The organism is Rhodanobacter sp. 7MK24, assembly GCF_014842995.1.
In the GTDB taxonomy this organism is placed as follows: Bacteria; Pseudomonadota; Gammaproteobacteria; order Xanthomonadales; family Rhodanobacteraceae; genus Rhodanobacter_A.
Window position 1 is genome coordinate 48,164 of sequence record NZ_JACYXL010000011.1, and the last position, 20,188, is coordinate 68,351.

At 66.0% G+C, this 20,188-nt stretch carries 19 protein-coding genes; 16 read left to right on the top strand and 3 right to left on the bottom strand.

The genetic code is table 11. The annotated features are described in order from the left end of the window. Positions 1 to 16 precede the first annotated feature (16 nt). The 12 genes from flhA (at position 17) to IHE49_RS15745 (ending at position 12,872) form a co-directional block, all read left to right on the top strand. Positions 17 to 2,107, top strand: a complete 2,091-nt coding sequence (flhA, locus tag IHE49_RS15690) for a flagellar biosynthesis protein FlhA (RefSeq protein ID WP_192159613.1) — start codon at positions 17 to 19, stop codon at positions 2,105 to 2,107. A 128-nt stretch (positions 2,108 to 2,235) separates the two neighbouring features. Next, positions 2,236 to 3,648, top strand: a complete 1,413-nt coding sequence (gene flhF / locus IHE49_RS15695) for a flagellar biosynthesis protein FlhF (protein WP_192159616.1) — start codon at positions 2,236 to 2,238, stop codon at positions 3,646 to 3,648. Positions 3,649 to 3,668: 20 nt separating this feature from the next. After that, positions 3,669 to 4,610, top strand: coding sequence for a P-loop NTPase (locus IHE49_RS15700; RefSeq protein WP_192159618.1), 942 nt, complete (start codon positions 3,669 to 3,671; stop codon positions 4,608 to 4,610). Beyond that, the gene (locus IHE49_RS15705) at positions 4,607 to 5,335 is read left to right on the top strand and encodes an RNA polymerase sigma factor FliA (protein WP_192159620.1); all 729 of its coding nucleotides are present in this window, start codon (positions 4,607 to 4,609) and stop codon (positions 5,333 to 5,335) included. Before IHE49_RS15700 ends, IHE49_RS15705 begins: the two co-directional genes overlap by 4 nt. Before the next feature lie 52 nt (positions 5,336 to 5,387). After that, positions 5,388 to 5,795, top strand: a complete 408-nt coding sequence (gene cheY / locus IHE49_RS15710; protein WP_192159623.1) for a chemotaxis response regulator CheY — start codon at positions 5,388 to 5,390, stop codon at positions 5,793 to 5,795. Further along, a complete protein-coding gene (locus tag IHE49_RS15715; protein ID WP_192159625.1) occupies positions 5,792 to 6,433 on the top strand; it encodes a protein phosphatase CheZ in 642 nt (213 codons plus the stop codon). Before cheY ends, IHE49_RS15715 begins: the two co-directional genes overlap by 4 nt. Positions 6,434 to 6,445: 12 nt before the next feature. Continuing rightward, entirely contained in the window at positions 6,446 to 8,350 is a 1,905-nt protein-coding gene (locus tag IHE49_RS15720; protein WP_192159628.1) for a chemotaxis protein CheA, read from the top strand. Between the two features lie 5 nt (positions 8,351 to 8,355). After that, a complete protein-coding gene (locus IHE49_RS15725) occupies positions 8,356 to 9,096 on the top strand; it encodes a flagellar motor protein (protein WP_192159630.1) in 741 nt (246 codons plus the stop codon). Then, positions 9,093 to 10,175: a flagellar motor protein MotD gene (gene motD / locus IHE49_RS15730; protein WP_192159632.1), complete on the top strand. Its 1,083-nt coding sequence runs from the start codon at positions 9,093 to 9,095 to the stop codon at positions 10,173 to 10,175. Before IHE49_RS15725 ends, motD begins: the two co-directional genes overlap by 4 nt. 28 nt (positions 10,176 to 10,203) lie before the next feature. Beyond that, the gene (locus IHE49_RS15735; protein ID WP_192159634.1) at positions 10,204 to 10,683 is read left to right on the top strand and encodes a chemotaxis protein CheW; all 480 of its coding nucleotides are present in this window, start codon (positions 10,204 to 10,206) and stop codon (positions 10,681 to 10,683) included. Further along, a complete protein-coding gene (locus IHE49_RS15740) occupies positions 10,673 to 11,023 on the top strand; it encodes a DUF2802 domain-containing protein (protein ID WP_192159637.1) in 351 nt (116 codons plus the stop codon). The genes IHE49_RS15735 and IHE49_RS15740 overlap by 11 nt, the downstream gene beginning before the upstream one ends. Positions 11,024 to 11,330: 307 nt before the next feature. Beyond that, complete coding sequence (locus tag IHE49_RS15745) at positions 11,331 to 12,872, top strand: methyl-accepting chemotaxis protein (RefSeq protein WP_225578491.1); 1,542 nt, start codon at positions 11,331 to 11,333, stop codon at positions 12,870 to 12,872. A gap of 106 nt (positions 12,873 to 12,978) precedes the next feature. Here the strand turns inward: IHE49_RS15745 and IHE49_RS15750 are convergent, their stop codons facing one another. From IHE49_RS15750 to IHE49_RS15760, 3 genes are read right to left on the bottom strand one after another with little or no spacing between them, the layout of a single operon-like run. Continuing rightward, positions 12,979 to 13,794 (bottom strand): hypothetical protein, encoded by an 816-nt coding sequence (locus IHE49_RS15750; RefSeq protein WP_192159641.1) that lies wholly within the window; start codon positions 13,792 to 13,794, stop codon positions 12,979 to 12,981. A 36-nt stretch (positions 13,795 to 13,830) separates the two neighbouring features. After that, entirely contained in the window at positions 13,831 to 14,103 is a 273-nt protein-coding gene (locus IHE49_RS15755) for a flagellar biosynthesis protein (RefSeq protein ID WP_192159643.1), read from the bottom strand. Next, positions 14,100 to 15,329, bottom strand: a complete 1,230-nt coding sequence (locus tag IHE49_RS15760; protein ID WP_192159645.1) for a flagellar hook-length control protein FliK — start codon at positions 15,327 to 15,329, stop codon at positions 14,100 to 14,102. Before IHE49_RS15760 ends, IHE49_RS15755 begins: the two co-directional genes overlap by 4 nt. Positions 15,330 to 15,689: 360 nt before the next feature. On the opposite strand from IHE49_RS15760, the gene IHE49_RS15765 reads away from it, so the two are divergent. Genes IHE49_RS15765 through IHE49_RS15780 form a run of 4 tightly spaced genes read left to right on the top strand, consistent with a single transcriptional unit; the run spans position 15,690 to position 20,185 of the window. Continuing rightward, positions 15,690 to 16,019 carry an STAS domain-containing protein gene (locus tag IHE49_RS15765; protein WP_192159647.1) on the top strand — a complete coding sequence of 110 codons (330 nt, stop codon included), beginning with the start codon at positions 15,690 to 15,692 and terminating at the stop codon, positions 16,017 to 16,019. 12 nt (positions 16,020 to 16,031) lie between these two features. Beyond that, positions 16,032 to 16,394 carry a response regulator gene (locus IHE49_RS15770; protein WP_192159649.1) on the top strand — a complete coding sequence of 121 codons (363 nt, stop codon included), beginning with the start codon at positions 16,032 to 16,034 and terminating at the stop codon, positions 16,392 to 16,394. A gap of 10 nt (positions 16,395 to 16,404) precedes the next feature. Then, positions 16,405 to 18,414, top strand: a complete 2,010-nt coding sequence (locus IHE49_RS15775; RefSeq protein WP_192159651.1) for a chemotaxis protein CheA — start codon at positions 16,405 to 16,407, stop codon at positions 18,412 to 18,414. A 34-nt stretch (positions 18,415 to 18,448) separates the two neighbouring features. Further along, a complete protein-coding gene (locus tag IHE49_RS15780; protein WP_225578492.1) occupies positions 18,449 to 20,185 on the top strand; it encodes a methyl-accepting chemotaxis protein in 1,737 nt (578 codons plus the stop codon). Positions 20,186 to 20,188: the final 3 nt, after the last annotated feature.

The following is a 20,188-nucleotide window of genomic DNA, read 5'->3' on the forward strand; positions in this document are numbered from 1 at the left end:
GGCAAGAGTCAAATCCATGACGGGCACGCAGGTACTGGGCAGCTTCAAGCAACTGGCGCGACGGGGCCTTGGCGCACCGGTGATGATGCTGGTGATGCTGGCGATGATGATGTTGCCGCTGCCGCCGTTCCTGCTCGACATCCTCTTCAGCTTCAACATCGCGCTCTCGCTGGTCATCCTGCTCGCGGTGGTCTACGTGATGCGGCCGCTGGAGTTCGCCGCGTTCCCCACCGTGGTGCTGATGGCCACCCTGCTGCGGCTGGCGCTCAACATCGCCTCCACCCGCGTGGTGCTGCTGCACGGCCACGATGGCGCCGCCGCGGCCGGCAAGGTGATCGAGGCCTTCGGCGAGTTCGTCATCGGCGGCAACTTCGCCGTCGGCCTGGTGGTGTTTGCGATCATCACCATCATCAACTTCGTGGTGGTGACCAAGGGCGCTACCCGCGTGTCGGAAGTGACCGCGCGCTTCACGCTGGATTCGATGCCCGGCAAGCAGATGGCAATCGACGCCGACCTCAACGCCGGCCTGATCAACCAAGAGCAGGCGCGCGACCGCCGCCAGGAAGTGCGCGAGGAAGCGGACTTCTACGGCTCGATGGACGGCGCCTCCAAGTTCGTGCGCGGCGACGCCACCGCGGGCATCCTGATCCTGCTCATCAACATCGTGGGCGGCTTCTTCGTGGGCGTGATGCAGCACGGCCTGTCCGCCAGCGAAGCGGCGCAGACCTATACCTTGCTCACCATCGGCGACGGCCTGGTGGCACAGGTGCCGGCGCTGATGCTTTCGGTAGCCACGGCGATCATCGTCACCCGCGTCTCCAAGGCGCAGGACATGGGACGGCAACTAGCCGGCCAGGTATTCGGCCAGCCGCGTGCGCTGGCGGTGGCGGCCGCGGTGCTGGTAGTGATGGGCCTGATCCCCGGCATGCCGAACCTTGCCTTTCTGTTGCTGGGCTGCGTGTGTGGCGGCGCGGCGTGGCTGCTGTTCAAGCGCCAGCGCGAGACGCGCCAGCAACTGGCCGTCGACACGGCGGCGGCACCGACCCAGGCATCCCCTGCCGAGCGCGTGGAACTGGGCTGGGAGGACGTCACCACGGTCGATCCACTGGGTCTGGAAGTGGGCTACCGCTTGATTCCGCTGGTGGACACACATCAGGGCGGCGAATTGATGGGGCGCATCAAGTCGGTGCGCCGCAAGCTGTCGCAGGAGCTTGGCTTCCTGGTTCCCGCGGTGCACATCCGCGACAACCTCGATCTCGGTCCCACCGCCTACCGCATCATGCTGATGGGCGTGCCGATGGGCGAAGCCGAGGTGCATACCGATCGCCTGCTGGCGATCAATCCCGGCCAGGTGCATGGCACGGTGCCGGGCATCGCCACCCGCGACCCGGCGTTCGGACTGGAAGCGGTGTGGATCGAATTGGGCCAGCGCGAGCTGGCGCAGGGGTATGGCTACACCGTGGTGGATCCGGCCACGGTGATCGCCACGCACCTGTCGCACATCCTGCAGGGCCATGCGCACGAATTGCTCAGCCACCAGGATGTGCAGCAGCTGCTCGACCGCCTGGCGCAGAGCGCGCCCAAGCTGGTCGAGGACCTGGTACCCAAGCGCCTGACGCTGGGCGTGGTGGTGAAGGTGCTGCAGAATTTGCTGGCCGAGCGCGTGCCGATCCGCAACATGCGCGGCATCGTCGAATCCTTGGCGGAGAACGCCGGCCAGAGTCAGGATCCCGGCGTGCTTACCGCCGCCGTGCGCGTGGCGCTGGGCCGCCAGATCGTGCAGGAAATCGCCGGCTTGGGCACCGAGATCCCGGTAGTCACGTTGGCACCGGAACTGGAGCAGATCCTGCTGGGCTCGATCTCCGGCGGCGGCATGGCGGGAGCGGCGGTCGAACCGGGCCTTGCCGACCGCCTGCAGCAGGGCGTGGCCGAGGCCGCGCGCAAGCAGGAAATGAGCGGAGAACCGGCCGTGCTGCTGGTCGCGCCGCAACTGCGGCCGTGGCTCGCGCGCTTTACCCGTCACGTGGCACAAAACCTGCACGTACTGGCTTACAACGAGGTGCCCGACAATCGCCGGGTGCGCTTGGTGCAGGCGTTGGGGCGTTGAGAACCGGGAATCGGCGGAATGCGGCATAGGCAGTCGGAACGGCAGTGGTCACGGCAAACATCCCGCGGCGACGCTTCAACCGGATTCCTGTTTCCCGTTCGAGAATCCCGCTCCTGGAGCGAACACATATGAAGATCAAACGTTTCGTGGCGCGCGATATGCGTCAGGCGATGCGGGAAGTGCGCGAGGAACAGGGCCCGGATGCGGTGATCCTCTCCACGCGCAGGCTGGACGACGGTATCGAGGTGATCGCTGCGATCGATTACGACGAGGCGCTGGTGCGCGAGGCGGCCAAGCATGGCTTGCCCGAACTCGTGGCTTTGCAGCCGCCAGCAAAGCCGGAGACGAAGGCTTCGCCCGCGCCGCGATCCGTCGTGCAGCAGGTGGCGGCCCGGGTCGTACGGTCCCCCGCGCCGGCGCCGGCGCCGGTTCCGGCTCCAACCCCGGCCCCAACCTCCGCCCCAGCCACCGTGCCGCAGCGCGCACACAACGCCATGCCGACTGCCGCCAAACCCGTCACTGCGTCTGTCACGGCGTCCAGTGCGCCGGCCGCGACGGTGCGGCCGCCGGTTGCACAGCCGCCGACTGTGCATCCGCTGGTGGAGCGTGCCGCCCGCGACACCGCGCAACTGCGCAGCGACTTCAACGAACTGCGCTCGATGCTGGAAGTGCAGCTGTCCAGCCTCGCCTGGAACGACATGGAGCGGCGCCAGCCGCTGCGCGCGCGCATCCTGCGCGAATTGACCCGGCTCGGCATCGAGGCCGGAGTCGCGCGTACCCTGGTGGACGAACTGCCGGAACAGATCAACGCCGACCAGGCCCGCTATCTGCCGCTGGGCATGCTCAGCCGCAACCTGACGGTGAGCGGCCGCGACCTCTGCGCCAACGAACGCAGCATCACCGCGCTGGTTGGACCCACCGGCGTGGGCAAGACCACCACCATCGCCAAGCTCGCCGCGCGGGCGGTGATGCGCCATGGCGCCCCCCAGGTGGCGCTGGTCAGCACCGATCATTACCGCATCGGCGCCGCCGCACAGCTGGAACACTACGGCCGCCTGCTCGGCGTGCAGGTTTACCCGGCCTACGATGCGCGCAGCCTGGGCAAGGTGCTGGAGATGCTGCATGGGCGCCATACTGTGTTGATCGACACCGCCGGCATGGCCGGCAGCGATCCCCGGCTGGCGCAGCAGTTGGAGATCCTTGCCGACGCCGGCGAGCTGCGTTCCTGCCTGGTGTTGGCGGCCAATGCGCAGGTGGCCTCGCTGGAAGAGGCGGTGGACGCCTATCATGCGCTGAAGCCGCACGCCTGCATCCTCACCAAGCTGGACGAGGCGCCGCGGCTGGGCGGCGCGCTGTCGGTGCTGATTCGCCACCGGCTGCCGTTGGATTATGTTACCGACGGGCAGCGCGTGCCCGAGGACATCGCCACGGCCGACGCGCGCGAGCTGGTATGCCGTGCCGCACGCTCGGCCAAGGCGAGCGCGAACCCGGACGACGATACGATGGCCGAACGCTTCGGTCTTGCCATGGCTGAAGCATGAATGTGAATGGAGTATCTGTAATGAACCAGGCTTGGGGATTGCAACAGTTGTTGGCCGCGATGGTCGTGCCGCCATCGCCGGCGACGGCGGCTGCATCCGGCGACCAGGCCGACGGCTTGCTCGCGGCGGTACCGTCGGCGCGGCGGCCATGCCGCACGATCGCGGTAGCCGGCGGCAAGGGCGGTGTGGGCAAGAGCACGGTGGCGGTGAACCTCGGCGTGGCGCTGGCCAGCGCCGGCCACGAGACGATCCTGCTGGATGCCGACACCGGGTTGGCGAACGTGGACGTGCTGCTCGGCCTTTCGCCTCCGCAGCACATCGGCCACATGCTCGATGGCGAATGCACGCTGGAGTCGTTGCTGACGCCTGCGCCGGGCGGCCTGCAGATCGTGCCCTCGGGCTCCGGTGCGCGCCGGCTGGCGCAGCTGGACAACAACCAGCTGGCCGCGATCATCCGCGCTTTCGACGATTTGCCGCAGCCCCCCGAATACCTGCTGGTGGACACCGCCGCTGGCCTGTCCGACAGCGTGACAATGTTCGCCGCCGCTGCCGCCGAGGTGATCCTGGTGGTGTGCGACGAGCCCGCCTCCCTGACGGACGCCTACGGGCTGGCCAAGGTGCTCAGCCGCGATTTCGGCGTGCGCCGCCTGCGGATGGTCGCCAACATGGTGCACAACGAGGGCGATGCGCGGCTGTTGCACCAGAAGCTGGCCCGGGTCAGCGACCGTTTCCTCGACGTGGCCATGGAGTTCAGCGGCTGGGTACCCCACGACGAACGTCTACGTCAGGCGATCAAGCGCCAGGCAGCCGTGGTAGAACTGTGGCCGTCGAGTCCGTCGGCCAGGGCATTCAAGAAACTGGCCGAGTCGGTCGATAAGTGGGTCGAGCCCGGTCGCGCGGGTCTCGATCGCATCTCCTTCTTCAGTGGCCGAGAAGCTTCGGCCGGGGAAAAACCGGGATGAGCGCGACTTCGGAATATCTACAACTCTCCCGCGAGAGTGCCGACGAGCTTGTGCGTCGGCATGCGCCGTTGGTTCGGCGGATCGCCTATCACCTGATGGGGCGGTTGCCGGCCAGCGTCGACGTGGGCGACCTGATCCAAGCGGGGATGATCGGTTTGCTCGAAGCGGCACGCCATTTTGCCAACGACAAGGGAGCCAGCTTCGAGACGTTTGCGGGCATCCGCATCCGTGGTGCGATGCTGGACGAGCTGCGTCGCGCCGACTGGACGCCACGCTCGGTGCACCGCAAGACCCGCGAAGTGGCCGAGACCATCCGCCAGATCGAAGCCGAGACCGGTGCCGAGGCGGATGGCGCCGAGGTGATCCGGCGGCTCGGCATCAGCGCGGAGGAGTATCACCAGGTGCTCGCCGATGCCCTTTCGTCGCGCCTGCTCAGCCTCACCTCGTCGGACGACGGCGAGGAGACCGGCGTGCTCGACGTGGCCGACGAGAACAGCCTGACACCCGACGAGGGCATCGAGCACAGCGGCATGCGCGAAGCGCTGATCGAGGCCATCACCGCGTTGCCGGAACGCGAGCAGCTGGTGATGTCGCTGTACTACGAGCAGGAATTGAACCTCAAGGAAATCGGCGCCGTGCTCGGCGTGAGCGAGTCGCGCGTATGCCAGATCCACGGCCAGGCCGTGATCCGGCTGCGCGGCAAGCTCTCCGGCTGGCGCACCTGAGCGCAGCCACCCCGCATACCCCCGTACAACGCAACGCACGCGGAGCACACGTTTGGACAAGAACATGAAAATCCTGGTGGTGGACGATTTCTCCACCATGCGGCGCATCGTCAGGAACCTGCTGGTGGAGCTGGGCTTCACCAACACCCTGATCCAGGAGGCCGACGACGGCAACAACGCGCTCACCATGCTGCGCAGCCAGCCGTTCGACCTGGTGGTGACCGACTGGAACATGCCGAACATGACCGGCATCGACCTGTTGCGCGCGATCCGCGCCGAACCCTCGCTGAAGGGCCTGCCGGTGCTGATGGTGACAGCGGAGAACAACCGCGACCAGATCATTGCCGCCGCGCAGGCCGGCGTGAACGGCTATGTCGTCAAGCCATTCACCGCCGTCACCCTCAGGGAAAAACTTACCAAGATCTTCGAGCGGATCGCCGCCAGCGGAGCCAGCGCATGAGCACCATGATCCCCTTCGTTGCCGACGAGAGCCTGCCGGCCGAACTGCGCGACCTGCTGAACAGTCCGGAAGGTCCGGCCTTCGAGCACGCCCTGGACAGCATGGTGCGCCAGCGCGAGCAGCACCTGTTCCGCGCGCTTGGTCACCTGGCCCGTGAACTGCACGATGCCATGCGCCGCCTTGGCGGCGAGCTGGCGCAGGAAGGCGTGCCCGGCATCGTCGCCGATGCGCGCCAGCACCTGCAGGACGTGCTGGAAATGAGCGCCAGTGCCGCCAATCGCAGCATCGACTTCGCCGAGCGCCTGCGGCCACAGGCCGAATCGCTGGCACAGCGCGCCGACGACGTGCTCAAGCGCGCGCCTGGCGACGAGCTGGCCACCGGGCTGGCGCGCGAGGCGGGGGGCTTCGCCGAAACCTGCCGCGCCGGCCTCGCCGACATGGTGGTGGCGCAGTCCTGGCAGGATCTCACCGGCCAGCGCGTCAAGAAAGTTTCCGCCTTCATCGGCACGGTGGAGTCCTCGCTGCTGGAACTGGTGCGCCTTACTGGTGCGCTGGCCGGAGCCGAGGCACCGGTCGACGTGGCCAAGGTGACCAGCCAAGAGGATGCCGACCGGCTGCTCAGCGAATTCGGGTTCTGACGGGTACGCGCGGTGAATGCCGATTTCGACAACGAACTGCGCCAGGATTTTCTGGTCGAGGCCGGCGAACTCGTCGAGCGCCTGGGCGAGCAACTGGTCGGGCTGGAAGCGGCGCCGCAGGATGGCGAGTTGCTGAATGCCGTGTTCCGCGCCTTCCACACGGTGAAGGGCGGTGCCGGCTTCCTCGCGCTGGAGCCGATGGTGCAGTTGTGCCATCACGCCGAGGACCTGCTCAACCTGGCCCGCAACGGCAACCTGATGCTGGACGCCAGCTACATGGACGCCCTGCTGCAGACGCTGGATCGGCTGGTCGAAATGATGGCCGCGCTTGGCACGGGTTCGCCGCTGGCGATGCCGTCGCCGGAACTGCTCAAGGCATTGCTGCCGCGCGGTGCCGTCGCGCATGCCCCGGCGCCTGCACCTGTTTCCGCGCCGGCCCCGGCGGCCGTGCCAGCTGGCGGGGCCATCGACGACAGCGAATTCGAGGCCCTGCTCGACAGCCTGTACGGCACCGCGGCACCCGGCACCATTGAGCCGGTTGCGTTGCCACCGATGGCGGCGCCTGCGCCGGCCGCTGCTGGCACCATCGACGACGATGAATTCGAAGCGTTGCTGGACGCACTGCACGGCGCGAGCGGACAGCCTGGCAAGGACGCGTCCGCGCCTGCGACATCCGCTCCGGCCGCGACGCCAGTAGTACAGGCTGCAGCGCCCGCTGCACGCCAGGCCGCGGCTCCGGCAGCTGAAACCACCGTGCGCGTTGACACCGCGCGACTGGACATATTGGTCAACCATGCCGGCGAGCTGGTGCTGGCGCGCAACCGCCTGCTCAGCCTTGCCGCACGTCATGGCAGCGAGGCCCTGGCCGCGGCGGCCGGCGAGCTGGATCGCATCACCGACGAGCTGCAGGGCGCAGTGATGGGCATGCGCATGCAGCCGGTGGGGCGCCTGTTCCAGCGCTTTCCGCGTATCGTGCGCGATCTTGCCCGCCAGCTCGGCAAGGAGGTGGAACTGGTGCTGGAAGGCGAGGGTACCGACCTCGACCGCAGCCTGGTCGAAGCCCTGGCCGACCCGTTGATCCATCTGCTTCGCAACGCGCTGGATCACGGCCTGGAACAACCCGTCGACCGCGAACGCGCAGGCAAGGCACGCAAGGGGCGCGTCGTGCTGGCAGCCAGTCAGCGCGGCGAGCGCATCGTCATCACCGTGTCCGACGATGGTCGCGGCATGGATCCGGAGATCCTCAAGCGCAAGGCGGTGGAGAAGGGCGTGATCGACGCGGCCCAGGCCGCGCGGCTCTCCGAGACCGAGTGCTACGAGCTGATCTTCCGCCCCGGGTTCTCCACCGCCGCGACGGTGTCGGACATTTCCGGCCGCGGCGTCGGCATGGACGTAGTCAAGACCCGCATCACCGAACTGGGTGGCACGCTGGCCGTGCATTCGCGCCTCGGCCACGGCAGCGAACTCGAGCTGGCGGTGCCGCTGACGTTGGCCGTGGTGCGCGTGTTGATGGTGCGCGTGGGCAACCGCCTGCTCGGCTTGCCACTGGGCAACGTGGAAGAGGTTTTCGAACTGGCCACCGGCCAAGATAGCCTGCTCGACGGCCGGCTGGTGGCCCGCCATCGTGGCCGCGCATTGCCTTTGGTCGACATGGTCGATTGGGCCGGTGCGGCGAGCGAATCCGTTCGCCACATCGCGGTGCTGCACATCGGACACCAGCGGTTGGGCTGCCTGGTGCACGAGGTGCTTGGCCGCGAGGACGTCATCGTCAAGCCGCTGGGCCACCTGTTCGCCGGCGTGCCCGGCGTGGCTGGCGCCACCGTCACCGGCGACGGCCGGTTAGCCCTGGTGATGGATCTGGCCGGCTTGGCCGACACCGCCGCGCGATCTTTCGCCCCCCTGGCCCAGACCGGCTGAATCTCATGGATTTGATCAGCCTCATCGGGACGATCCTGGGTTTCGTGGTCATCATCGTCGGCACCATCCTCAAGGGTGCCCACGTCAGCGCGCTGGTGAACCCAGCCGCATTCGTGATTGTGTTCGTCGGCACGCTGGCTGCCCTGCTGGTGCAGAACTCCGGGGCGGTGCTCAGGCACGCGCTGAAGGTTGCGGCCATGATCTACAAGCCGCCGCAGCACAGGCCGGAAGACCTCATCAGCCGCATCGTGGGTTGGAGCGAGATTTCACGGCGGCAGGGCCTGCTGGGGCTGGAACCGCAGATCGACTCCGAGCCCGACCCGTTCATCAAGAAGGGCCTGCAGATGCTGGTCGACGGCGGCGAGCCGGAGGCAATCCGCAACGTGCTTGAAGTGGACATGGAAACCCGCGAGGCCAAGGACCTGGCGGCTTCCAAGGTGTACGAAAGCGCAGGCATCTTCTCTCCCACCATGGGCATCATCGGTGCGGTGATGGGCCTGATGGCGGTGATGGAAAACCTCGCCGACCCCAGCAAGCTCGGCCACGGCATCGCCGCGGCCTTCGTGGCGACCATCTACGGCGTCGCCCTGGCCAACATGTTCATGCTGCCCATGGCCGCGCGGCTGAAAAGCCTGATCGGCAAGCAGACCAGGATGCGCGAAATCCTGATCGAGGGTCTGGTGTCGATCGCCGAAGGCGACAACCCGCGCCTGATCGAGGCGCGCCTGCAGGGTTACGTGTCGTGAGCCGGAGGCACAAGCACGAAGAACACGTCAATCACGAGGCGTGGGCGATTCCGTACGCCGACCTGATGACCCTGCTGCTGGCGTTCTTCGTGGTGATGTACGCCGTCTCGGTAGTCAACCAGGGCAAGTTCCGCGTGCTGTCCGAGGCGATGATCGAGGCATTCAACGGTTCCAGCCACGTCATCGCGCCGATGCCGCCCACCAGGGTGCCGCCGCACAACGTCGACCCGTCCATCGCCACGCCGGAAGGCCAGGCGGGCGCGATGGTGCCGATCGCCGTGCCGATTCCGCCGCACCCGGTAGCGGAGCAGGGTGGCAACGGACGCAACATCGGCAAAGGGGCCGAAGCAGCGACCCTAGGGCGCATCGAGTCCGAGGTGCGCAAGGCGCTGCAGCCGCTGATCGACAGCAAGCAGGTGGTGGTGCGCAACAATGGGCGTTGGCTGGAAATAGAGATCCGTACCGACATCCTGTTTCCCAGTGGCGTGGCGCAGTTGTCCATGCCGGCGCAGGGCGTGCTGCGCAACCTGGCTACGGTGCTGGCCGGCTTCACCAATTCGCTGCGCGTCGAGGGCTTCACCGACAACATGCCGATCAGCACCACGCTGTTCCCATCGAACTGGGAGCTTTCGGCGGCGCGCGCCGGCAGCGTCGCGCGGCTGTTCGTGGACTCAGGCATCACTCCGGACCGGCTGGGCATCGTCGGTTGGGGTGAGACGCACTCGGTGGGCGACAACAGCACCGCGGACGGCCGCAACGCAAACCGCCGCGTGCTGGTGGTGGTCATGGGCGAGGATTCGACCCCGCAACGCGAACGCAGCGACCTGGGCGGGCTCGACCGGCAGCCCGGCATCGCCGAAGCGCCATCGTCAGGCAGCTTGCCCACCGTGAAGGTCGTCGAACCGATGCAAGCGGCGCCGTCCGCGCCAACGGGAGAAGCCTCGCGGCAGGGTGCGGCCAAAGGCGATGCGCAACCCGCCAAGGATGCGCCCACGCCATCGGGAGTGCCTGCGCCTCATGCCGGCTCCCCTGCGGGCAATGTGCCCGCGCCAGCTCCGTCGACTGGAGCCGTGTCATGATCCGTTGCATGGCACACGGAGATATCGCATGAATGCCTTGGCCACAGGCCCGGCGTCGGAGGACAGCCACTGGCTGTCCTTCCGCATCGGCACACAGATCTACGCGGCGCGGTTGACCGAAGTCAGCGAGGTGATCCGCGACGACGAACTGACGCCGGTGCCGGGTTCCGCCACCGACCTGCTTGGCGTGCGCCATCTGCGCGGGCATATCGTGCCGGTAATGGACGGGCGTCGCCGGCTCGGCCTGCCGGAGCAGCCCGAGGCCGACCCGCAGGCGGTGCGCATCGTGATGATGTCGTATGCCGGCCAGTTGCTCGGCCTCAAGGTCGATGCGGTGGGCGAGTTGCTGAACAGCGAAGGGTTGGACATTGCACCGCCGCCTCCTGGGCGGGCCAGCCGCGACGACGACCCGGTTTGTGGCGTGATGTCGTGGCAGGACGGCTTCGTGGCACTGCTCGATGCGCGCCGCCTGTACCGGCTGGACAAAGGCGACGGCGATGTTGCTTGAATCCGGCGTGCTCGCCCTGTTACTGCTGGCGGTGGGTCAGATGGCCCTGCTGGTGAAGTTGTGGCGGCAGTCGCACCGCCTGCAGCAGCGTGTCGATGCGCTGTGGCGGAACGCAGCCGACGCCGGCACCGATGTGCCGACCTCGATGTTGGTGACGGCGTTGGACCGGGTAGAGCGCAAGCTCGGCCAGGTGGAACGTCCCGTGTTGCCTGAGCGCTCCTGGGAATTGGCCAAGCAACTCGCGCGCGAAGGCGCCGACGTGGAGCAACTGGTCGCATGCTGCGGGCTGTCGCGTGACGAAGCGCAACTGATCCTCGCCATGCGCACTTCGATGGTGTGAGGCAGGCAACATCCGCGTGGTTTTTCCGTGGGTTCGCGGTGGGCGTCCATAGGATGAGTGCAGGATCGCCGTGCATGCGAGGCGTGCCGGCGCAGCGACTGCGTGGGTGTCCCGTCTTCGCGATAAATTGCGCAATAGCGCAAATTGTTGCTTGAAAAATCAATAGCTTGATGCCTCAAGCCGCCCATTTCCCCGCCGATACCGCCTCTACCGTGATGGGGGCGCGCGATGTCGCGATTGCCTGACGGGTGCTGCTTCAGGAGCGTGCCGCAGCCTGCACAATCACTCAGGGAATCCCATGGGCAGCATGCTGCAAACGGTTCGGTTCAAGATCATCCTGGCATTGGGTCTCTGCGTCGTGCTGATGGCGGTCATCGGCACGTTCGGCGCCGTGGGCCTGCATGAAGTCGACGGCCTTGCCACGGACATGTATCAAAGCAACACCGTGATCATCATCGATCTCGGCGAAGTGCGTTCCGCGCAGAGCGACATGCGCCTGCAGTACCGCTTGGCGCAGGCGAAGCCGGACGACGCCACCATCGCCTCCGCTACCGCTGCCATCGGAAAAGACGAGGCGCGTATCCAGAAGGCCTGGAATCACTACTACCCGGCCTGGGTGACCCGCAGCGACGAGCGGGTCATTGCCGATAAGATCAATGCCGCGCTGCCGGTGTTCACGGGGGCCGCGGATCAGACCATGGCGGCCTTCAAGGCCGGCAAGCATGACGATGCGGTTCGGCTCATCGACCAGAGCCTCGATGGCGCCGAGGCGCTGAGCGCGGCCCTCGACGAGGATGTGGCGAACAATCGGGCACAGGCCGCGGACGCGATGATGCAGGTCGGTTCGACGTACCACACGATCCTCACCGTTGCGATCATCCTCGTCGTCGTCGGCCTGCTCATCGCCATCGTCGCCAGCATATGGCTGCTGCGCGCGGTGTTGCGCCCGCTGGAGCGCGCCATCGGCGTGGCCGGCGAGATCGCCGGCGGCCGGCTGGACAACCGCCTGAAAGTCGATGTCGGCGGCGAATTCGGCCAGTTGCTGACGGCGCTGAAAACGATGGACGAGCAATTGTCCTCGACTGTGCGCCGTATCCAGGCCTCATCCAGTGCGGTGGCGCAGGCCTCGGACGAAATCGCCACCGGCAACCTGGATCTCTCCTCGCGCACCGAGGAGCAGGCTGCGTCGCTGGAAGAAACCGCGGCCAGCATGACCGAGCTGACCGAGACGGTGAAGCACAATGCGCACAACGCCAAGCAGGCCAACAACCTGGCGAACGGCGCCAGCCGTTTGGCGGACAGCGGCAACGACGCGGTGCAGGCCATGGTCACCACCATCGGCGAAATCAGCGGCAACTCGTCCAAGATTTCCGAGATCACCGCCGTGATCGAAGGCATCGCGTTCCAGACCAACATCCTCGCGCTCAACGCGGCGGTGGAGGCGGCGCGCGCAGGCGAGCAGGGCCGCGGCTTCGCAGTGGTGGCGAGCGAGGTGCGCAGCCTCGCGCAACGTTCGGCGGTTTCGGCGAAGGAGATCAAGGAGCTGATCGGTGCGTCGGTGTCGATGGTCGAAGGCGGCGCGAAGCAGGCAGCGGAAGCCGGCGAGGCCATGGGGCAGGTCAGGCAGGCGATCCGCCGCGTGTCCGACATCGTCGCCGAAATCGCTGCGGCGTCCGAGGAGCAGAGTCGCGGCATCGAGCAAGTCGACCAGGCCGTGACGCAGATGGACCGCATGACGCAGCAGAACGCGGCATTGGTGGAAGAAGCCGCCGCGGCTGCGCAGTCGCTCAATGAGCAGGCGCGCGAATTGAGCAGCGCGGTGTCCACGTTCCAACTGTCGGAAGCTTGATGCCGGACGAGCGGTGGCGGAAGCGCACCGCTTGGATACCCATCGATGCTCTCCAGTCCGCCTTTGCCAATTTGCAGCGTGCATGTGGCTTAGTTTTTGATGGAACTCAACGCCTCTGTCCCTTAATCGTCGACCGACTCTTTTTTTCGGGAACGATGACCATCCAATCAGTACGTCCCTTTTGAGAGGGAAGTATAGACTCCACTCGAAAACGACCGACGTGAGGGAGGTCTATAATTTTACCTAAATGAACCGTCGCCTGAAACCAGTCGGAAGACCAGTACATGTCATGATTTTGCGCGAGCATACTAAAATTAGATAATTCAGTACGACGTCTCCATGAAATTATTCCATAATACTTTCCTGATGAATCAATTCCAAAAGAATCAAATTTTACATGTAACTCGCTTGAATTATTCATGTCGGGCGAATAATCATAAAATGTCACGTCATATCCCTTTTCAAGGACGATGGTTTCATTTTTAGATGTCGATATGTCGGATCCTTCGCTTGTTATTCCGACAAAATCATCGCAATGTTGATTGCAGCCACCTAACAGTTCGGCCCCTAGGCCTAGGGGTAATTCTTTTTTCATTTCTCCTGAAGAAGATGAATGATTGTAATTTATGCTGTCCACCAGATATTTTTTACCCATAAGCGCTATCTCGCTTCCAGCGAGTAAATTGTGGAAAGAATAAACCCACCTTAGATTGCTATCATTCGCAGCATAGTATTCGTAAATTTCAACAACAACGCGCCCTCTATTTTGATCTGAATTCAAGTCGTCCAAGCGTGTGCCAATGTACGTTGTCGGCCCAACTTTCAGCGGGGGAACGTTAATTAATCTAATGTCGTAATCTGAGGCTATAACCAAGCTGTTCAAATTAAAAAAAAGAAAAAACGACAAGATGGTTTTGTTCATAACAACAAACCCTCGCCAAGAATTTTGAACAGGCTCTCAGCCCTGCGGCTCTTCCGCCGCGTCGTAGACCGCGGCCAGCACGGAGGCCGCCGCGGCGTAAAGCAGCACCGGTACGTCGTCGCGCAGGCGCAGGCCGGCCAGCAGGGCGGCGATCTGCGGGTCAGGGTGCAGCGGCAGGCCGAGGGCCTGTGCCCGTGCGCGCATGGCTTCCAGCGATTCGGGCGGTATCGCGCGGGATTCGCTGCTGCTGCCGCCCGACAGGCGCAGGGTGACCTTGCGTGGGGGCGCGGTGAAGGTTGGCGTGTTCATGCGGTGGCCTGCAGCAGCACGGCGCTGTAGCGGTTCGGCGGCTCGGGCAAGCCAAGCTGGCAGCTCAATTGGTCGAGCAGCAGGCCGCAGGCGGCCAGCCGATGGCGCAGGGCGGTGAACTGGCGTTCCAATCGCTGCACGGTATCGGACTGGGCGGCCCACAGACGCACCGAAAGGCGCGGTTCGCGCAATTGCAGTTCGCCTTGCACCGCGCCCAGCGCGGGCAGGTCGAGTGCGAAGCCGAGGTTCCAGCCGCGGCTGCCGTCGTTGGCGTCGGCGGTGTATTCCAACCGCAACTGCAGCACGTCGCGGCCATGCTCGCCCTGCAACGGGATCTCGATCATCCATGCCGGCAGCGGCCCGTTGCCGGACTCCAGTTGCGCCACCTCGATCCGCGCCAGTGCGCCGCGCACGTCGCCTTGCAGGCGATCCAGCAGGGGTTGCACGTTGTCGTCCAGCAGCGCCGGCGGCAGCTCCGCGCGCGGCTGTGCCTGCAGGCCCCGCTGCAGCAGCGGAGGCGGGGTATCGCTGCGGCTGTCCGGTGCCGCCGCGGCTGTACGCGGGGTGCTGGCATATGCCCCCTCGTATTCAACCTGGGTGTCGCCTGGGTTGTTCGGAGTCTCCGGGGCAGTATCGACCCGGTCGAGCAGTACGCTGGCCAGGCGCAGCAGCGCCGCCTTCCAGTCGTCCTGCATGGGTGCCGCGGTATAGCTTTGCGGATTGGCGAGCAGGGATTCGAGGAACACGCCGCTGCGTTCGATAGCCATACGCAGGCCTTCGCCGCTGGCGATTTCCGCCGGGCTGTGCATGGCCTGTTCCAGCATGGCTAGCGCGCCGCGCAGGTCGGGTGGCAGCAGGCGCAGCACGGGTCGCTCCGCCAATGCATCGAGCGTGGCCAGCAAGGGCGCGTAACCATTCTGCTGCGGCAGGCTTTCGCGCAGGGCGCGCTGCAGGACGGGATCGAAGGACTGCTGCCCGACCACCTCCATTTGCGGCAGGGGGCCAAGGCTCAATACGCGCACCTGGAACTGCGCCGGCAGTTGGCCGCCCGCCACGTCCGTTTCCACCGCGATGTTGCCGATCTGCACCACCTGCAAGCCCTGCGGGCTCAGGCCCAGCGGTCGCGCCAGCAGCACACTGCCAATGCGCCAACTCTGCGCCGCGCTGCCTGCGGCAGCGCCGGCCCAGGTCAGGGCGGCAACACTGGTGATCGGCTGGATGTTCAAAGTGGTTCCTGCAAGTGGATTGCGGACACGGCTAGGGTTGTCCCGTTGGAAATCGGCCAATTGCGCAGAAACTTGAGGCGATTCTACAAGCCGGAGCTGTCCCCAACCGCCAAGCGCCCCGCGGATTGCCTTCCGATCGCAAACAGTCGGCGTCCGCTCGTCTGGTCAGTGCCGTTCAGAGACGGATCCGGGAGATCGGGCGGATCCAGGCGCGCCTGCGCCATCGCCGCATATGGTCCGTATGCCCGTGCGCTCCGGATGCGTGGTGCCTGGGAAACGGGCTCCTGTCCCTAAAGCATGCCCCGTGGCGGTCGATAAGCCCATTTGTCAGCGCCATCGGGCGCGAACGGAGCGCAAGGCATGGCCGGCAAACGGGCAGCAAAGCGGGATGGCGAGCAGCACGACGAAGTGGCGACGGTGGTACTGCCGGCGGACTGCCGCATAGGTGCCCAGGCCGTGCTGCAAGCCGAATTGTCGGAGGCGCTGCGCGGTGGCGCGATCGAGTTCGACGGCAGCCAGGTGGAGCGCGTGGACACGGCCGCGCTGCAATTGCTGGTGCTGTTTCGACGCGCGCTTGACGCGCGCGGCGGCACGCTGTCCTGGCGCTCCGTCAGCACGGCTTTGAACGATGCAGCCAGCCTGTTGGGGCTGGCGCGGATTCTGGAACTGCCGGCCGTCGGGCCGGCCTAACGAGGTGGGAGCATGGCAAAGATCCTGGCGGTAGACGATTCGGCTTCGATGCGCGGCATGGTGGCCTTCACCCTGCGTGGCGCGGGCCACGAGGTGACCGAGGCCGAGAATGGCCAGCTGGCGCTGGACGCGGCCGGCGCGGGTGCGTTCGACCTGGTGCTGGCCGACGTCAACATGCCCGTGATGGACGGCATCAGCATGGTGCGCGCGTTGCGCGCCAAGCCCGAGTACCAGGGCGTCCCCATCCTGATGCTCACCACCGAATCGAACACCGAGAAGAAGATGGAAGGCAAGGCCGCCGGCGCCACCGGCTGGCTGGTCAAGCCGTTCGATCCCGAACAATTGCTGGCGACCGTCAAGCGCGTGCTGGGCTGAGGAAGAACACATGGGCGCGGTCGACCTGTCACAGTTCCACAAGACCTTCTTCGAAGAAAGCCTGGAAGGCCTCGACGCGATGGAGGCGGCATTGCTGGCACTGGACTCGGGTTCGACCGACCACGAGTTGGTGCACACCATCTTCCGTGCGGCGCACTCCATCAAGGGCGGCGCGGCAACGTTCGGCTTCGCCGACGTGGCCGCGTTCACCCACGTGGCCGAATCGCTGCTGGAAGAGGTGCGCAGCGAGCGTCGCGCAGTGGACACCGGCCTGACCGATCTCCTGCTGCGCTCGGTCGATTGCCTGCGTGCCATGCTCGACCGCACCGCCAAGCACCAGCCCGCGGCCGATGCGACCAGCGAGGCATTGCGCGCTGAATTGACGGAGCTGGTGGAAGGCAAGATCGCGGCCGCGCCTGCGGCCGCAAAGGCCACTGCCGCGCCGGTAGCCGGCTGGGACATCCGTTTCGTCGCGATGCCCCACCTGCTGCAGACCGGCAACGAGCCGTTGCGCCTGTTCCGGGAGTTGCAACAGCTCGGAACGCTTGAAGTGGTGCGCGCCTTCGTCAGCGACGCTGCTCCTGCGGATTTCGCGGCGCTAGACCCAAGCCAGTGCTACATGGGCTGGGAATTGCGCCTGCACGGCGCGGTGGCGCGCGGCGATCTCGATGCGGTGTTCGAATGGCTGGACGGCGATTGCGAGCTCGCCATCGAACCGCTGGCCGCGTCGCCGGCAGAACAGGCCGCACCAGCCGCAGCCCCCGTCTCTTCCGCCCCTTCCGCCGTGGTTCCCGCGGCTGCGCCCGCCCGCGAAGCGGCCGCGGCCGGCGGTGGCGGTGGCGAGGGAGGATCGATCCGCGTGGGTATCGACAAGGTCGATGCCTTGATCGACATGATGGGCGAGCTGGTCATCACGCAGTCCATGCTCAACAACATTGGCGAGAACTTCGACCTGTCGCAGCTGGAGCGGTTGCGCGAAGGCCTGGCCCAGCTCGAACGCAACACGCGCGAATTGCAGGAAAGCGTGATGCGCATCCGCATGCTGCCGATCGGCTCCGTGTTCAACCGCTTCCCGCGGCTGGTGCGCGACCTCGAACGCAAGCTGGGCAAGCAGGTGAGGCTGGAACTGCAAGGCGAGCAAACCGAGCTGGACAAGACGGTACTGGAGAAGATCGGCGATCCGTTGGTGCACCTGGTGCGCAATGCCATCGACCACGGTCTGGAGATGCCCGCGCAGCGGCGTGCCGCGGGCAAGCCCGAGGCCGGCACGCTCACGCTGGATGCGCATCACGAAGGCGGCAACATCGTGGTACGCATCAGCGACGACGGTGCCGGACTCAACCACGAGCGCATCCTTGCCAAGGGCATCGAGCGCGGCCTGGTCAAGCCAGGCCACCAGCTCAGCGACGACGAAGTGGCCGAACTGATCTTCCAGCCCGGCTTCTCCACCGCAGCGCAGGCCACCGACCTTTCCGGTCGCGGCGTAGGCATGGATGTCGTGCGCCGCAACGTGCGCGACCTCGGCGGCAGCGTGAGCGTGAAGAGCGTGGCAGGCAAGGGCAGCACCTTCACCATCGCCTTGCCGTTGACGCTGGCCATCATCGATGGCCTGGTCACCGAGGTGGGCGAGGAACGCTACATCGTGCCGCTGATCTCCATCGTCGAATCGCTGCGCCTGCCGGCCGATGCCGTGCGCAAGATTGCCGGCGGCGGCGAAGTATTCCAGTTCCGCGGGGAGTACCTGCCGGTCATCCGGCTGCACCGCGCCTTCGGTTGCGCCAATGCCATCGCGGAGGTCGAGCGCGGCATCGTGGTGGTGGTGGAGGACGAGGGTCAGCGTGTTGGTTTGCTGGTCGATGAACTGGTCGGTCAACAGCAGGCGGTCATCAAGTCGCTGGAAAAGCATTACGAGCGGGTGCAAGGCGTATCGGGCGCCACCATCGTCAGTGACGGTTCGGTGGCGCTGATTGTCGACGTGGGGGGGGTGGCGCGCCTCGGGCGACGCAGCAAGGCAGCCTGATCGCCGATTGGTGCGCGAAACAGGGGGAAGGCAGATGTCGTCCGCGAACTGGTCGTTCCATCGCCTGAGCGTCAACGCGCGGACGGTGCTGGTGGTCGTGGTGGTGGTGGCCGGCCTGTTCGGCCTCACCTTGATGAACGCCCTGCAAAGCCGCACCAAGCAGATGGATGGATTGCAGAACCTGTTGCGCGGCCATATCGAGTCCGCGGTGTCGGTGGCGCAAGGTTTCCATGACCGCGCGCAGAAAGGCGAGTTCAGCGAGGCGGAAGCCGAGAAGCAGGCATTGGCGCAGCTCCGCGCAATGCGCTGGAACAACGGGGCCGGATACATCTTCGTGTTCGGCGACGACTACACCTTGCTGATGCACCCGGTGTTGCTGAAAAGCGAAGGCAGCAACGTGCGCGACACGGCCGACCAGAACGGCGTGTTGCTCTATCAGGCCATCCACGACGTCGATGCGAAGGATGGCGGTGGCATCACCTATTACGACTGGCCGAAGCCGCCCAGCATGAAAGTCGTGGGCAAGATGGCGTATTCGCAACCGTTCAAGCCGTGGAACGTGCACATCGGCACGGGCGCCTATTTCGACGACATCGACGCGCAGTTCCATCGCGAACTGACCCTGGATTTGCTGTGGGCCAGCGCGGTGGGCGCGCTGGTGATCGCGCTGGTGTGGCTGTCGATGAGCAGCATCCGGCGAAGCATCGGAGGCGAGCCGTCGTTCGCAGTGGAGATGACCGGGCGGATGGCGGACGGCGACCTGTCGCTGGGCGGGGCGGAGAAGCTCGAGCTCCCGCCGGGCAGCATGATGCACGCGATGCAGCGGCTGCACGTGAAGCTGGTGGAGGTGATCGGGCAGGTGCAGCAGGGCTCGCAGGTGGTGAGCGGCGCAGCGCTGGAGATCGCGCGCGGCAACGACGACCTGAGCCAGCGTACCCAGGAGCAGGCATCGAGCCTGGAAGAGACCGCGGCCTCGATGGAGGAGATGACCGCGACGGTGAAGCAGAACGCGGAAAACGCGAGCCATGCCAACCAGTTGGCGGGCGGCGCGCGGGAGCAGGCCGAGCGCGGCGGCAAGGTGGCGTCGCAGGCGGTATCGGCGATGGCGGAGATCACGGCCTCGAGCCGGAAGATCAGCGACATCGTGGGCCTGATCGACGAGATCGCGTTCCAGACCAACCTGCTCTCGCTGAATGCGGCGGTGGAAGCGGCGCGTGCAGGGGAACAGGGCCGTGGCTTTGCGGTAGTGGCGAGCGAGGTGCGCAGCCTGTCGCAGCGCAGCGCGGCGGCGGCGAAAGAGATCAAGGCGCTGATCGGCGAGAGCGTGGAGCGGGTGGAAGCCGGCGGCGCGTTGGTGGGGCAGACCGGCACGGCGCTGTCGGAAATCGTGGAGAGCGTGCGCAAGGTCACCGACATCGTGGCGGAGATCGCGGCGGCGAGCCAGGAGCAATCGTCGGGCATCGACCAGGTGAACCGGGCGGTGATGCAGATGGATGAAGTGACGCAGCAGAACGCGGCGCTGGTGGAACAGGCGGCCGCGGCGGCGCAGGCGATGCAGGAGCAGGCGGCGGCGCTGCGGCGGCAGACGGCGTTCTTCCGGCTGGACGGCATGGCCAAGGCCGAGGCGGTGCAGGAGGTGCAGGAGGTGCAGGCGATCAAGCCGGTGCCGGTGGCGGCACGCAAGGTGTCGGCGTCGCGCGAGCTGGCGCGCCCGGCGCGGCCGCCTGCAGCTGCGGCTGCGCGTGCCGATAGCGGTTGGACAGAGTTCTGATTC